At 51.1% G+C, this 14,124-nt stretch carries 14 protein-coding genes; 10 read left to right on the forward strand and 4 right to left on the reverse strand.

The window, feature by feature from the left end; translation table 11 throughout:
* Positions 1 to 31: 31 nt before the first annotated feature.
* Together EBA_RS16505 and EBA_RS16510 are read left to right on the forward strand one after the other, a co-directional pair.
* Positions 32 to 613 (forward strand): PEP-CTERM sorting domain-containing protein, encoded by a 582-nt coding sequence (locus EBA_RS16505; protein ID WP_192375727.1) that lies wholly within the window; start codon positions 32 to 34, stop codon positions 611 to 613.
* 656 nt (positions 614 to 1,269) lie between these two features.
* Positions 1,270 to 2,307 (forward strand): IS110 family RNA-guided transposase, encoded by a 1,038-nt coding sequence (locus EBA_RS16510; protein ID WP_192374473.1) that lies wholly within the window; start codon positions 1,270 to 1,272, stop codon positions 2,305 to 2,307.
* Positions 2,308 to 2,460: 153 nt separating this feature from the next.
* Here EBA_RS16510 and EBA_RS16515 read toward each other — a convergent pair whose 3' ends face one another.
* The 3 genes from EBA_RS16515 to EBA_RS16525 all read right to left on the reverse strand — a co-directional run bounded on the left by EBA_RS16515 (position 2,461) and on the right by EBA_RS16525 (position 5,599).
* Positions 2,461 to 3,396, reverse strand: coding sequence for a retron St85 family RNA-directed DNA polymerase (locus tag EBA_RS16515; RefSeq protein ID WP_192375728.1), 936 nt, complete (start codon positions 3,394 to 3,396; stop codon positions 2,461 to 2,463).
* The gene (locus EBA_RS16520; protein ID WP_192375729.1) at positions 3,393 to 4,301 is read right to left on the reverse strand and encodes a retron St85 family effector protein; all 909 of its coding nucleotides are present in this window, start codon (positions 4,299 to 4,301) and stop codon (positions 3,393 to 3,395) included. The genes EBA_RS16515 and EBA_RS16520 overlap by 4 nt, the downstream gene beginning before the upstream one ends.
* 68 nt (positions 4,302 to 4,369) lie before the next feature.
* On the reverse strand, positions 4,370 to 5,599 hold the full coding sequence (locus tag EBA_RS16525; RefSeq protein ID WP_192374356.1) for an IS256 family transposase: 1,230 nt from the start codon (positions 5,597 to 5,599) through the stop codon (positions 4,370 to 4,372).
* A gap of 489 nt (positions 5,600 to 6,088) precedes the next feature.
* Here EBA_RS16525 and EBA_RS16530 point away from each other — a divergent pair, with 489 nt between their 5' ends.
* The 3 genes from EBA_RS16530 (at position 6,089) to EBA_RS16540 (ending at position 9,347) form a co-directional block, all read left to right on the forward strand.
* Positions 6,089 to 6,739 (forward strand): hypothetical protein, encoded by a 651-nt coding sequence (locus EBA_RS16530; protein WP_192375730.1) that lies wholly within the window; start codon positions 6,089 to 6,091, stop codon positions 6,737 to 6,739.
* A 212-nt stretch (positions 6,740 to 6,951) separates the two neighbouring features.
* Positions 6,952 to 7,560 carry a VPLPA-CTERM sorting domain-containing protein gene (locus EBA_RS16535; protein WP_192375731.1) on the forward strand — a complete coding sequence of 203 codons (609 nt, stop codon included), beginning with the start codon at positions 6,952 to 6,954 and terminating at the stop codon, positions 7,558 to 7,560.
* An 11-nt stretch (positions 7,561 to 7,571) separates the two neighbouring features.
* Positions 7,572 to 9,347: a bifunctional metallophosphatase/5'-nucleotidase gene (locus EBA_RS16540; RefSeq protein WP_192375732.1), complete on the forward strand. Its 1,776-nt coding sequence runs from the start codon at positions 7,572 to 7,574 to the stop codon at positions 9,345 to 9,347.
* Between the two features lie 93 nt (positions 9,348 to 9,440).
* On the opposite strand, the gene EBA_RS16545 is transcribed toward EBA_RS16540, so the two are convergent.
* Positions 9,441 to 10,178, reverse strand: coding sequence for a hypothetical protein (locus tag EBA_RS16545; RefSeq protein ID WP_192375733.1), 738 nt, complete (start codon positions 10,176 to 10,178; stop codon positions 9,441 to 9,443).
* A gap of 289 nt (positions 10,179 to 10,467) precedes the next feature.
* On the opposite strand from EBA_RS16545, the gene EBA_RS16550 reads away from it, so the two are divergent.
* From EBA_RS16550 to EBA_RS16570, 5 genes are all read left to right on the forward strand, one after another.
* Positions 10,468 to 10,839, forward strand: a complete 372-nt coding sequence (locus EBA_RS16550; protein ID WP_192375734.1) for an ArsR/SmtB family transcription factor — start codon at positions 10,468 to 10,470, stop codon at positions 10,837 to 10,839.
* The gene (locus tag EBA_RS16555; protein ID WP_192375735.1) at positions 10,836 to 11,315 is read left to right on the forward strand and encodes an arsenate reductase ArsC; all 480 of its coding nucleotides are present in this window, start codon (positions 10,836 to 10,838) and stop codon (positions 11,313 to 11,315) included. The genes EBA_RS16550 and EBA_RS16555 overlap by 4 nt, the downstream gene beginning before the upstream one ends.
* An 18-nt stretch (positions 11,316 to 11,333) precedes the next feature.
* Positions 11,334 to 11,690 carry an arsenite efflux transporter metallochaperone ArsD gene (gene arsD / locus EBA_RS16560; protein WP_192375736.1) on the forward strand — a complete coding sequence of 119 codons (357 nt, stop codon included), beginning with the start codon at positions 11,334 to 11,336 and terminating at the stop codon, positions 11,688 to 11,690.
* Between the two features lie 17 nt (positions 11,691 to 11,707).
* Entirely contained in the window at positions 11,708 to 13,534 is a 1,827-nt protein-coding gene (gene arsA / locus EBA_RS16565; protein ID WP_192375737.1) for an arsenical pump-driving ATPase, read from the forward strand.
* A 139-nt stretch (positions 13,535 to 13,673) separates the two neighbouring features.
* A complete protein-coding gene (locus EBA_RS16570; protein WP_192375738.1) occupies positions 13,674 to 14,120 on the forward strand; it encodes an ArsI/CadI family heavy metal resistance metalloenzyme in 447 nt (148 codons plus the stop codon).
* The last annotated feature ends 4 nt before the right edge of the window (positions 14,121 to 14,124 follow it).

Below are 14,124 nucleotides of genomic sequence, written 5' to 3' on the forward strand. Positions count from 1 at the left end.
GCCTTGGATACATTATTTTTAGGATGACAATATGAAAAACTTGATTTGTGCTATAGCGTTATGCAGCGTCAGCTTGCTGTTGACTGCCACCAATTGCCGGGCAGCGACCATCTCCTTCAGCCTGGAAACGACCACCAATAATATCCACGTTGGCGATGTTTTCGATATCGATGTGGTCGCGCACGATCTGTTCACGGGCGACAACACCGATGAGTTATTGGCTTTTGGCTTAAATGCCACCAGCTCGATTGCCGGCCTATTGGAATTTCAGGGCAGTTCCATCAATCCACTATTTTCCGACGATAGCTTGTTGGTTAATCTGCATGCGGCCGGCTCGGCGTTTCCCGGCATAGCCAGCGATCCATCGACAGCGCAGTCATTCAATCTGGCGACGTTGCATTTTAAAGCCCTGGCTGCCGGCCAGGTTTCGCTGGCTATCGCTGCCGATTTGTCCGACTTCAATCAAGGTTTGATATTTTTGAACCAAGGCCCGATGGGGATTAATGCCAGTCGTGGGTTTGATATTACCGCCGTGCCGGTGCCGGCCACTTTATGGTTGTTTGTTAGTGGGGTGGTGGTGAGTTTTGGGGGGATGCGGCGGAAGCGCGGCTAAATTTGTTCACCCCCTTTCGAGGACTGAGAATTCGGTATCGCTAGCGCGACGGCTTTTTCTAACGTCGGTTCGCGGACCGACAACCGCGATACTTTCTTTTGCTTGGCCAAAAGAAAGTATCCAAAGAAAAGGCCACTCGACATTCCGCCTTAATCCTGCGCGTCTTGCTTTTGCCGAGGGTTTTCGGAAGGGCCATCCTTGGCCCTCCGAAAACGAGCGGCATCCTTGCCGCTCCCCTGCGGGCTATTCTCGCCAAAAACTGCGATGCTCGGGACGGAATAACGGGAGAAAACCGCTCCCGAAATCAAGTGGAAAATCAAAAAACGTAGGGTGGGCAACGCTTTTCTGCCCACCGTTAGCGGTAATAATTTAATGCCGCGTGGGCACAAAAACCGTGCCCACCCTTGTATGATGAATTTTAACAACCGATAGCGCAGAAAAACCGATTAAGCTGTCATCGTTCATTGGGAGGCCGTCCCACCCTGAGGACTGGTAGTTTACCAGAGCCTGTCCGTGTAGATTGGCCCCCGCCCTATTCACCCATACCGTGGAGTATCCGAGGCTAAGAGCCTGCATACACAAGGAAGGTAGGTGCATGTGCAGGGTCGGGAACCGATGAATAGTGTACTTCCCTTTAACTGTATTCAAAAACGATTATGACGAACCGCCCGCTCAACACTACCGCTGAATCTGTCCATCGCCTGTTTGCCGGCGTGGATGTGGGAGCCGATGAATTGGTGTTGGTGATCCGCAAGAACGGCAAGCCGTTCGATCCGCAAAAATATGCCAATACCCGTAGCGACCGTACCCGGTTGGTCAATAAGCTGATCAAATTACCCGGCATCAAGGTGTGCCTGGAAGCCACCGGCATTTACCATTTCGATCTGGCGATTGCGCTGCATGACACCGGTATTCCTGTGATGGTGGTCAATCCCAAGGCCTCGCATAACTTCGCCAAGGTATTGATGAAAAACAGTAAAACCGATGCTGTCGATGCCAATACCCTGGCTGAATATGTCGAGCGCATGAATTTCGTCGCCTGGACTCGTCCGTCAAATCAAAGCCTAGCCTTGCGCTATTATGCTCGTCGCATCGATGCGTTGACCGGTCAAAAGGCCGCCGCGAAAAATCATCTGCATGCGCTGAGTGCGACAGAGGAAACTCCGAAGGCCTTGCTGCGCGATGCCAAGCTGGCGATTAGTCAACTGGAAAAGCGCATCAATACCCTGGCTAGCGAGGCGCTAGCGTTGATCGACAAGCATCCGGAACTTCAGCGCATATTCGAACTGTTGACCGGCATCAAAGGCATTGCCCAAACCAGCGCCATTGCCTTGATGGGCGAACTGCTGTTATTGCCGCCCAATCTGTCGCACCGTGAATGGGGCAAGTTTGCCGGACTCGATCCCAAGGCCTTTGAATCCGGCAAAAGCATACACAAGAAAATGCGGCTGTCCAAAGCCGGTAACCGGCATATTCGCTCCGCGTTGTATATGCCGGCCTTGAGTGCTAAACAGCATGATCCACATGTGCGAGCTTATTTCCAGCATCTGATCGACAACGGCAAGAAACCGTTACAAGCTGTCTGCGCTGTCATGCGTAAATTGTTGCATGCGATCCATGGCATGTTGAAGCACGACCAGCCGTTCGATAACACACGGTTTTATGCCATCCCTGAATCGATCATCGCTGAGTAAAAGATGATGAAATTTGTTGCTTTTGAACAGAGTATCTACCCGACTTAACCATTCACCCTTCGACACGCTCAGGGCGAACGGTTAAGCCTTAACTAAACGGCATTGTCCCCGCGGGAGAGGGGGCTTAACTTAACGGCGTTGACCCTATCCAGCTTATCCGCCAGTATTTTTAAGCAATTCGGAAATAACACTTTCCCCGTATTTTTTCTCCAATCGTTTTACAAATGTGATTTCCACGTCAGAACAAAACGCCAAATATCCTTTTAAATAAACTATCTGTGCATTATCCAACTGGGAAAGAGTATATCTATGAACAAGACTACTTACATATCTCTTTCTTGCTCGACCAATTGATACGGTAGATTCATTTGTTATTGTTAGGCCGGTTATATGTCTATTATGCTTTTTTGAGGAAAAAACTGTTTTTTCTCGGTTTATCTTTAACTTTGGATACGACAATAATCTTATAGTTTCCTCAATAAATTTAGGCACTAAGGACAATATTTGTGGTGAGCACGTCGAAAAAACCAAATCATCTGCGTAACGTGAATAAATTACCCCATTATTTTTACAGTATGAATCAACTTTCTCATCAAATGGATACATAACAGTATTCGAGATAAATGGAGAGCTAGGAGCTCCGATACTCATTACTAACGGCTTACCCCTAACTGGCGACCAAAAAAAGAGTCTACAAACAACAAACTCATCCTCTTCCGAAAACCTCAATTGGGATGAGCTTTTTATATGATTAACAAAGTCTTCTGGCTTAATTGATGGAAAATAATCTTGAAAGTCCATTTTCAGCATAAAAGCATTTCCCGCGTGCATTAAAGCATTGTCTTTAATCCCTTTGCCTTTTATATAAGCCATTGCACTGCTATGTACAGGAAGATCAGAGAAGAAATGATCCAAAGTCGCTTTTTGAATAAATTTTAACTGCGAGGACGGCTGAGAAATCAGTCTAAACTCCCCTTTTTTCCGTTTGGGTATAGAATAAACTTTATACCGATAAGGTGAAGAAGCTATAAATTTTATAATTTCTCTTTTTTCTAAATTAAGCAAATTTGACAGAAATTGTAAAATCATAACCTGACGCCGGTTTCTTCTTTTACAAAAAGACTACCAAGCATTGTTTGACGATGTCTCTCGTTGGGGTCTTGTGTGTAGAACTGCATTGCAGCCATCGTTAAAGTCAATCTATCAATTTTATTATCCTTATCTTTTAGGGAAAGACTGACTCGACTATTTTTCTGAATAGGAAAATAAAAGTCACTTCCACCATAACGTTTTTTAGAAATTAATTCCAATTTTTCAAGAAGAAATAGAAGCCTTGTAAGTTTAGGCTTTGAAATCGACAACTCCAAGCACGCCAAAAAATTAAAGATTTCACTATATTTTAACGCCTTAAAAATCAAAACAATCTCAAACACCAGAAAAGCAATATGACCTGGATTATTTTTATCAAAAAACTCTTTTTTATGCTTCTTTTCTAGCAAATCCTTAACATCCTGAGAGATGTTTACTAAATGATTTTTGACAGTATTTTTTATATCTTTATCTTTCCAAGGATAACTGTATATTGCTTCTTGGTTTTTTTGCTCTATATATCTTAAGGGACCTAAATTGATAAAAGAGTCATTACCAAAATGATCCGCACCAACAAAAATAACTAGCTTTTTTATCAAATTAATGTTCGTTGAGAACAGACCTAACTCAGCGATAGTTCCAGGACTTTCTAAAAACAACAATATCAAAGATGAAATGTGCGCCAAGTCTTCTTCAAAGGTTTTAAGATCTGAATACTTAGAATCGTGCAGCCAATCTTTAAAATTTTCGGCCAATTGAATATAAGGTGATAACTGTGGCTCTTTTGATGCGACGTGTTGGATAAAATAGCCACGAACAGATTCAGGTTCTGGCAAACGGACATCTGTATTGCCACCGCATGCAAAGATAATAGGAGGAGTCAGTAAAACTTCTGAGCCTTCCAATGAGAAAGAGCTCAGATGTTCTAATCTTAAATCGGGGGCATCCCGAATTTTGTGTAAACGGGTTTAAGTTATCGGTTAGGGATTCGGTCTTCGAACTGAATACTAAACCGGTTTAATGCGGCTTTCCAGTCATAGACGGGCATGGTCCACTTTTGGCTGATATTCTTCAATGCCAGATAGAGCAACTTGGATAATGCGTCATCGCTGGGGAAGATCGCGCGATTTTTTATGATTTTTCTCAGGCTTCGGTTCACCGATTCGATGGTATTAGTGGTGTAGATCACCTTGCGAATCTCGGGCGGATAGTCGAAAAACGGGATGATACGGTCCCAGTTTCGTCGCCAGATCGGGGCAATGGTGGGATAGGCTTCGTGCCAGTTGGCCTCGAATTCGGCCAGTTTTTGTTCGGCTTCCCTGACGGTAGCGGCTTGATAGATACGCTTGAGGTCGTCGGCGACCGACTGGCGCCTTTTGTAGCTGACGTAGTTAAGGCTGTTACGGACCAAGTGCACGATGCACAACTGCACAGTGGCTTTGGGAAACACGGTTTCGATCGCTTCCGGAAACCCCTTTAGACCGTCGACACAGGCGATAAAAACGTCGTTGACGCCACGGTTCTTGAGCTCGGTGACCACTTGCAGCCAAAATTTGGCGCCTTCGCTTTGGGCAATCCACAGCCCCAGCACCTCTTTGTGGCCGTCCAGATTGACACCAATAGCCAGATAGACCGCCTTGATCCGCACACTGCCACTGTCCCGCACTTTGGTGTGTAGGCAGTCGAGGTAGACGATGGGGTAAATCGGATCCAGCGGACGGGTTTGCCAGGCGCTCACCTCCTCAAGGACCGCGTCGGTCACCGAGGAAATCAAGGTGGGCGACACCTCCGTGTGATAGATCTCCAATAGATGGGCCTGGATTTCCCGTACCGTCAGGCCGCGGGCGTACAACGAGATGATCTTGTCGTCGAAGCCCGTCCAGCGCCGTTGATGCTTGGCGATAATCTGGGGTTCGAATTCGCCATGACGGTCACGGGGAATCTCGATGGGTAAGTCGCCGAAGTCGCCTTTGAGCGTTTTCCGGCTCTTGCCGTTACGGGCATTGCTATTGGCGTTGGTCACCGCCTCATGCTTGCCGTGGCCCAAATGCGCGGTCATTTCCGCTTCCAGGGCGCGTTCGACAATGGCTTTGGTCAACTGCTTTAACAGTCCATTGGCACCGATCAGGTCTTCGGGTGTTTGATAGTTCGACATTAAGGCATCGAGTAATTCATCAGGAATGGCTTTGGGTGATACGGTCATTTTTTCATCCTCATCAGGATCGGTAGTTTCCTACCTCATGGCCGTTTACACAAAAATTCTTACACCCTCCTTAAATCTTTTACCAACGCGAGTTACTCTTTACCTTTAAGGAAGCGCAGAAGGCTTCTTTGGGCTGTAGCGACGCGGAAGACCGAAGAAGCCTTCTGCGCAACTAAATCTTATCAATAATTTTGGGTCTGGCTGAGCGCCCGACATACTTAAATTTCCATATAAACGCGTAAAGAGTGGGCAGAAATATAGCACAAACAAAAAGGCCATGAGGCGCAATTCATAGGGCGTCAATAGGCGTAGCTTTATTGCGCCGCGTGATGGCCTCAAGCATTCGGCGCATTACGCTATCGCTAATGCGCCCTACAAAACTGCGCAAATATTAGCTGGATTTCAAACTTCGCGGCGGGGTTTTCTCCCGTATGCAGCGCCGAGCACCGGAGGGTTTGAACGGAATAGCCCGTCAGGGGCGCCGCAGGGATGCGGCGCGTTGCATGCAGGGGCTGGGAAGCCCCTTCAGGCAAGCCCGTGCAAACCCGAGGAGCGCAGGGAACAAGCGGTATCCGGGCCGCCTTTTCTTTGGATACTTTCTTTTGGCGGAGCAAAAGAAAGTATCTCGGCCGTCGGTCCGAAAACCGACTTATAAACAATCGTCGCGATAGCGACACTTCGACCCCAAGCAACCGAGAAGTTTTCTCCATCATTCAAGCTCGGAACCACACGGTTGGAGTTATTTTGTCCAATGATCGAGAAAATAACTCGGCTATTCTGGGTCAGAGCTCGATCACTCGAGAAATTTTCTCGGTTACTCGAGCTCGAAACTCGGTTATTCAAGAAATTTTCTTGGTCGTTCCGGTTCAGAACTCAATCCGCCAAGATCAAAGCTTCATCATTGGAGTTATTTTGTCCAACAACCAAGCTCCGAACTCGAACAACCGAGAAAATTTCTCCGTCATCCAAGCTTTTTTCTCAATCATTCCACTTCAGAACTCAATCAGCCAAGCTCAGAACCTCATCACTGGAGTTATTTTGCCCAACAGCCAAGCTCTGTGCTCAAACAGTCGAAAACCAAGCCGGACTAATTACATCCAGAAATACTTCATTCCGCGAATGCCATCGATTGCATTCTAACCACGCAGGCCAAAGCCACCGCCGGGATAAAACCCTCCCCCCGTGTATTACATTTCACGAAATCTTCATTGAGCAATCATATGTTCATCACAAAATATCCTTAGGCTGTACTTGCTTTACCCATAGCGACAGATACCTCTCAACCCAATATGAACGAGCAGCCAGCGACTGATAACAAAAACCTGCCGGCTGTCGAAATCGGAGCACTCTAAATGATCAAAAAATCTGTTCTTGCCGTGGCCTTGCTGTCGGCAATCTGCACGCAAGCCGAGGCCATTACCATTAATGCCGACGGCGCCTGGCATGCGTTCGACGTAGACAATTCAGTATCTACTTCCGGTGAATTGGAATGGATAGATTTGGATAACAATGCTTTGAGCTTTGACTTTTCTTTAACGAAAACCGCTATTTTACAGGTAGTAGATGGCGGCTATGCTGGCGATCAATTTCTGGTAATAAGAAACGGCATCCCCTTTAATAATCAAACGCCCTATGGTTCTTCACCATCGAGCATTTGGGTTACAAATATGTCCACCCCGACCAATAGCTATCCAGACAATCTGGGTACCAATTTTGATGTTGCCTTCAACGACGCCAACTTCAGCCGGGGCATATTTAAACTTGCTCCCGGAAATTACAGCATCACTGGCGTACTAATCCAATCAGCTTTAGATGACGAGGGAATCCCACTTAACGCCACTGTCGGTGCGATCCGATTACAAACTCTTACGGCGGTGCCTTTGCCCTCCGCTGCAGGCTTATACGCAACCGGTGCCGGCCTGCTGGGCTGGGTCTCGCGTCGCCGCAAATCCACTAAGTAAGGTATAAACCAATGACATTAAATAAACTTGCCGCAGGCATTGCGCTGGGTTTAGGCGCGTTTGGCCTTGCTCATGCAGTGACCACCCTCCCTACCGTCACCATCAAAATCGTCGCTTTCAACGATTTCCACGGACAATTAGAATCGCCGGGCACATTCCGGCAAACACCCAGCAGCGCGGCATCTACCAATATTCCGGTCGGTGGTGTGGACTGGATGGCCGGTTATGTTAGCGATTTGAAAAACCAAAATCCCAGCACCGTGGTGGTATCGGCCGGCGACATCATCGGCGCCACGCCGCTGGTGTCCGCGCTGTTTCACGATGAACCGACTATCGAAACCATGAACCGCCTGGGTCTGGAGTTTAACGCGGTCGGCAATCACGAATTCGACGAAGGCAAGGCCGAACTCAAACGCATGCAAAACGGCGGCTGCCATCCCACCGATCCGAACTCCTGCCAAGGCGCGGCGGTCGGTACGCCGGTGCCGTTCGAGGGCGCTGATTTTAAATTCCTGGCCGCCAATGTCGTAGAAACTGCAACCGGCAAAACCCTTTTTCCGCAATACGCGGTAAAAGTGGTGGGCGGAGTGCGGGTCGGCTTTATCGGCATGACCTTGAAAGAAACCCCCACCATCGTCACCCCCACCGGCGTGGCCGGCCTGGAGTTTAAAGACGAAGCGGCCACGGTGAACGCCTTGATACCCAAATTGCGAGCGCGCGGCGTCGAAGCGGTGGTGGTGTTGATTCATCAAGGCGGCACCATACCGATCACGCAAAGTGCATCGACCATCAACAGCTGCGACGGCGGTTTGGACGGCTCGCCGATCAAAACCATCGTCAACCAGTTGGACGACGAAGTGGATTTGGTAATTTCCGGCCACACCCATCAAGCTTATAACTGCCAAATCGCCAACAAAGCCGGCCGCTTGATTTCGGTGACCAGCGCCAATTCGCAAGGCCGGGTCTTGACCGACATCGACGTGGCCATCAACACCGCCAACGGCGAAGTCAGCAGCGTCAACGCGGAAAACATCGTCGTTGATCGCCGCAACACGGGCATCACACCTAACGCGGCGATTAAAACCATCGTCGACAATTACAAAGCCCTGTCCACCCCTATCGCTAACCGGGTGATAGGCAGCGTCAGCGCGGCGATCACCACTACGGCCAACGCGGCCGGCGAATCGGCGCTGGGCGACGTGATTGCCGACGCGCAATTGCTGGCTACCCAAAACGTCGGTTTCGGCGAAGCGGTGGCGGCTTTCATGAATCCCGGCGGCATCCGCGCCAACCTGACCTATCCGTCGAGCGCCGCCGGCGAAGGTGACGGCAAGGTTACTTACGCGGAAGCCTTTACCGTGCAACCTTTCGGCAATACCGTGGTAACGCTGACCTTAACCGGCGCGCAAATCCATACCTTGCTGGAGCAACAGTTCACCGGCTGCACTGTAGGTTATCCGGCAAGCGCACCCGTAACCGGCCAGCCTTTCAACCGTATCCTGCAAGTCTCAAACAGCTTCAGTTACGCATGGCAGGAAAAAGGCACGGCTTGCGATAACGTCGATCCCGCCAGTATCAAAATCAATGGCATCGTGGTCGACCCTGCCGCCAGCTATCGGATTACCGTCAACAATTTCATGGCGGACGGCGGCGATCAGTATTATGTGTTGACGCAAGGCAGCAATCGTCTGGGCGGCGCGCTGGATCTGGACGCGCTGGAAAACTACTTTAGCGTCAATGGTACTGTAGCCCCCGGCCCGCAAAATCGGATTTTGCCGGCACCTTAAGTTTTATGGATTAGTTGTAAGCTCTGTAGTAGTACTCGGGCCCGCTGGTACGCGATACAGCGGGCTTTTTTTTGCCTGACGGATCTACCGCGCTTAATGGTGATGCTCATGGCCCATTTGCGCTTGCACCTTGATCACGAACGGGTCGGATTCCTTGTCGCCCAAATCGGCAAAGTCGATCACATCGTAGCCCTGAGTGGAGGTGGGTTGCCAAGGCGCGGCCCGGAGCGGATAAGCGTGCAATAACTCTGTGCGCTCGGAAAAATCACCTTGCTGACGTTCGATCAACAGCGGTAAGGCCAAATCCAGACGCATCAGCACATGCCATTCGGTGTCCGCAACTTTGCCTTGATATTCGCGAGTGGGGATGCCGTCGGTCCATTCGACTTCCTCGGCTATCAGCTTATCTAGCAGCTGACTATCCACTAACAGCGCCAATTTTTGCCAGGACGGCGCGATTTCCAGCATGCGCAAATCGCCGGCCTGAAATTCGATAGCCCGCCGGTCTTGGTGATACAACTTGCGATGGGTAAGCTCCCGGTCATTTAACTGCCACAGCTCCCCCACCCCCAATTGCGGCCTTTCTATCGTAATCTGCCGGCTATCGCGCCAAAAGCGCCAGCTAACTTCTGCCGGCAATGCCTGGTGTGCTTCGTGGTCGTGCTCTTCACCCGCGCGGGTGGTGATAAATTCGGCGGCAACGGCAGGCAAGTTTGCCGAAGATAAATCGGTGGTATTGGGCTTGGCCGGCATATTGCCGCAAGCGGCCAAAAGGCTTATTAAGCCAAGACCAAGCGGTTTGCTTAATACTTTGAAAATAGTGTTGAACATGGCTCCTGCACTTTGGCGGTATTCAAAAAATCAGGGACGACTCCCTGAATCGGGTTTGGGAAAAAGCTCCCAGTCTGCTGCGCATCCTTAACACATCAAGCATCACATGATAAGCCACGCGTTGTGCCAGTGTAGCGTGCGAAAAATAACTTCCCCAGGACCATCTGCGTAAATGGCTGCTCTTTATTGGCATGAATTTCCCCTTCAATACCGCCAATTTCACCGGCTATCAGTCCGCTAAACCGATGCAAATATTGACTCACTTCCATATTTCAATTATCGTTGAAATATGGAAAATAAAACTGCTGTTATCGCGTTGGCTGCACTGGCGCAAGAATCCCGTTTGGCAATTTACCGCGCGCTGGTCCAAGCCGGCCCGGAAGGTTTGGCCGCCGGCAAAATCAGCGAAGCCACCGGCATTGCGCCTTCTTCTCTGTCGTTTCATTTGAAGGAACTGGCTTATGCGAACATGGTCAGCTCGCGCAACGAAAGCCGTTTCGTGATTTATACCGCCAACTTTGCGGCGATGAACGAGCTTTTGGCGTTCCTGACCGAGAACTGTTGCAACGGCAATGCCTGCTTGTCGCTTTCAGCCTGTTCCGGCAATGACACGGATACCAAAGATTCTCTACCCTCAACCCAGACCGACACTCCATCATGAACGTATTATTTCTATGTACCGGCAATTCCTGCCGCTCCGTCCTTGGCGAGGCCACTTTCAATCATTTGGCGCCGGCCGGCTGGCATGGTCTGAGCGCCGGCAGCAAACCCACCGGCAAGATCCACCCGCGCTCGCTGGCCTTGCTGGCCAGAGAAGGCATATCCACCGAGGGCTATTACAGCAAGTCCTGGAACGACCTGCCGGTAACGCCGGACATCGTGCTCAGCGTCTGCGGCAATGCCGCCAACGAAACCTGCCCGACCTATTTGGGTCCGGTCATGCGCAGCCATTGGGGCGTCGAAGATCCCGCCCATGTTGAAGGTACAGACGAGGAAATCGACGCCGCCTTCATGGTCGCTTATGGCATTCTGCGCCATCGCATCGAGCAGTTTTTTGCTTTGCCGTTGGAAGAATTAAAAAATGATCCGCAGCGCCTGAAAGCCGAACTGGATCGCATCGGCACCTTGTTGCCTTAATTGTTAAGGAGTTACCTCATGACCAGCATTCAAATATTCGATCCCGCTTTGTGTTGCAGCACCGGGGTTTGCGGTGTGGAAGTCGATCAGCAGTTAGTGGGGTTTGCGGCCGATGTCGATTGGGCCAAGCAGAACGGTGCCGACATTGAGCGCTTTAATCTGGCCCAAACGCCCTTGGCGTTTGCCGAGAACCCGGTGGTAAAAGCCTTTCTGGAACGTTCCGGCGCCGAAGCCCTGCCCTTGATCCTGGTCGATGGTGAAGTCGCATTGGCTGGTCGTTATCCCAATCGAGCCGAATTGGCGCGTTGGGCAGCGATTAAGGTAGCGGAAGAGCAAGCCGCGTCGGGCTGTTGCAGCGGCAGCAGCTGTTGTTAACTTCTGGTGATAGTGCTGTGAACAGCGACCGCAAATTCCTCGACCAAGCGCCGCGCTTTCTATTTTTTACCGGCAAGGGCGGTGTCGGCAAGACCTCCATCGGTTGCGCCTCCGCCGTGCAATTAGCGGATGCGGGCAAACAGGTTTTGTTGGTGAGTACCGACCCGGCCTCGAATGTCGGCCAGGTATTTGGCATCGACATCGGCAACAAGATCACCGCCATTCCGGCCGTATCCGGCCTGGCGGCCTTGGAAATCGATCCGCAAGCGGCGGCCCAGGCCTATCGCGACCGCATCGTCGGTCCGGTGCGCGGCGTGTTGCCGGACAGCATCGTCAAAGGCATAGAAGAGCAACTATCCGGCGCCTGCACCACGGAAATCGCGGCATTTGACGAATTCACCGCGCTGCTGACCGACTCGGTATTGACCGCCGACTACGATCACATCGTGTTCGACACCGCGCCGACCGGCCACACCATCCGCCTGCTGCAACTCCCCGGCGCCTGGAGCGGCTTTCTGGAACAAGGCAAAGGCGATGCCTCTTGCCTGGGGCCATTGGCCGGTCTGGAGAAACAGCGCAGCCAATATAAAGCTGCTGTCGACGCACTAGCAGATCCGCAACGCAGCCGGTTGATCCTGGTCGCCCGCGCTCAACAATCGACCTTGCGCGAAGTGGCTCGTACCCATGAGGAATTAAACGCCATCGGCTTGTCGCAACAATATTTGCTGATCAACGGTATTTTGCCGGAGAGCGAAACCGCACAAGATCGGCTGGCCAGTGCAATCTATCGTCGCGAGCAAAACGCCTTAATCCATATGCCGGCGGCGCTGAGCGGCTTACCGACGGATCGCATTGAATTAAAGCCCTTCAATCTGGTTGGGCTGATGGCTCTTGGACAATTGCTGCGTCGTTCCGAGCCGCTATCCATGCCTGACAATGATGTTACGCCCGCCACATCGGCAGCCAATCTATCGTCACTAGTCGACGAGATTGCCACGGACGGCCATGGACTGGTGATGCTGATGGGCAAGGGCGGAGTGGGTAAAACCACTCTGGCTGCGGCGTTGGCAGTGGCACTTGCTCGACGCGGTTTGCCGGTACATCTGACCACTTCCGACCCAGCCGCCAATTTAACGGACACGCTAAACGGCGCTTTGCCTGACCTGACAGTCAGCAAAATAGATCCGCATGCGGAAACCGAACGCTACCGCCAACATGTGTTGGCCACTAAAGGTGCCAAATTGGACGCGCCTGGCCGCGCCTTGCTGGAAGAAGACCTGCGCTCGCCGTGTACCGAAGAAATTGCGGTATTTCAGGCTTTTTCCCGCATCATCCGCGAGGCCGGCCGGAAATTTGTAGTGATGGATACCGCGCCGACCGGCCATACCTTGCTGCTACTCGACGCCACCGGCGCTTACCATCGCGAAGTGTCAAGGCAAATGGGCGATTCCCAGCAGCATTTCACCACCCCCATGATGCAATTGCAGGACCCGCGCCAAACCAAGGTGCTGATAGTGACGTTGGCGGAAACCACCCCAGTGCTGGAAGCCGCGCAGTTGCAAAACGATCTGCGCCGGGCCGGCATCGAACCTTGGGCGTGGGTGATTAATAACAGCGTTGCGGCAACCACCGTGCATTCCCCGCTATTACGCCAACGCGCCGCCAATGAATTGTCGGAAATCGCTGCCGTCGCCAATCACTATGCCAGCCGCTACGCGCTGGTGCCATTGTTGCAGGACGAGCCGACCGGCGTCGAACGCTTGCTAGCATTAGCTGGCGACCATTGGGGAATCTCTAAAACTCCTTCTCCCTTAGTACCTACGGGGCATAAAGGAGAAGGTTGAGATGAGGGGATTAAAATCAATTATTTACATCCCTCACCCCAGCCCTCTCCCTGAGGGAGAGGGAATTTTCAGAGGTCCCCACTAAACAACGCTAGCAAATCTCCAACCTCACCCACCCTTTTACCCCGGAGCAAACGCGATGAAACGCCTGCATATCCATCTCGCCGTCGAGGATCTGTCGAAAAATATCGACTTTTATAACGCCTTATTTCAAAGCCAACCGAGCGTCCGCGAAGAGGATTATGCCAAATGGCTATTGGACGATCCGCGCGTCAATTTTGCGATTTCCAGTCGCGGTCGCCAACCAGGTCTGGATCATTTGGGCATACAAGTTCAATCGGGTGAGGAACTGGAAGCAGTCCAGCAAAATCTGGCCGCCGCCGAGTTGCCGGTCGCCGCGCAAAAGCAAGCCAACTGCTGCTATGCCCAATCGGATAAATACTGGACTGTCGATCCGCAAGGCATTGCCTGGGAAGCCTTCCATTCCTTACAAGCCATTCCCTTATTTGGCGACGATGAAGTCGTGCAACTAGAGCCCGCCAGCAGTTGCTGCAAACCGCCGGCAGCCGATAGCACCACACAGTAAATAG

The organism is Methylomonas albis (genome assembly GCF_014850955.1).
In the GTDB taxonomy this organism is placed as follows: Bacteria; Pseudomonadota; Gammaproteobacteria; order Methylococcales; family Methylomonadaceae; genus Methylomonas; species Methylomonas albis.

Bases quoted from the DNA above. Each gene is read 5' to 3' on its own strand.
- EBA_RS16505 (WP_192375727.1), top strand. From the start codon at position 32: ATGAAAAACTTGATTTGTGCTATAGCGTTATGCAGCGTCAGCTTGCTG.
- EBA_RS16510 (WP_192374473.1), top strand. From the start codon at position 1,270: ATGACGAACCGCCCGCTCAACACTACCGCTGAATCTGTCCATCGCCTG.
- EBA_RS16515 (WP_192375728.1), bottom strand. From the start codon at position 3,396: ATGATTTTACAATTTCTGTCAAATTTGCTTAATTTAGAAAAAAGAGAA.
- EBA_RS16525 (WP_192374356.1), bottom strand. From the start codon at position 5,599: ATGACCGTATCACCCAAAGCCATTCCTGATGAATTACTCGATGCCTTA.
- EBA_RS16530 (WP_192375730.1), top strand. From the start codon at position 6,089: ATGCGGCGCGTTGCATGCAGGGGCTGGGAAGCCCCTTCAGGCAAGCCC.
- EBA_RS16535 (WP_192375731.1), top strand. From the start codon at position 6,952: ATGATCAAAAAATCTGTTCTTGCCGTGGCCTTGCTGTCGGCAATCTGC.
- EBA_RS16540 (WP_192375732.1), top strand. From the start codon at position 7,572: ATGACATTAAATAAACTTGCCGCAGGCATTGCGCTGGGTTTAGGCGCG.
- EBA_RS16545 (WP_192375733.1), bottom strand. From the start codon at position 10,178: ATGTTCAACACTATTTTCAAAGTATTAAGCAAACCGCTTGGTCTTGGC.
- EBA_RS16550 (WP_192375734.1), top strand. From the start codon at position 10,468: ATGGAAAATAAAACTGCTGTTATCGCGTTGGCTGCACTGGCGCAAGAA.
- EBA_RS16555 (WP_192375735.1), top strand. From the start codon at position 10,836: ATGAACGTATTATTTCTATGTACCGGCAATTCCTGCCGCTCCGTCCTT.
- arsD (WP_192375736.1), top strand. From the start codon at position 11,334: ATGACCAGCATTCAAATATTCGATCCCGCTTTGTGTTGCAGCACCGGG.
- EBA_RS16570 (WP_192375738.1), top strand. From the start codon at position 13,674: ATGAAACGCCTGCATATCCATCTCGCCGTCGAGGATCTGTCGAAAAAT.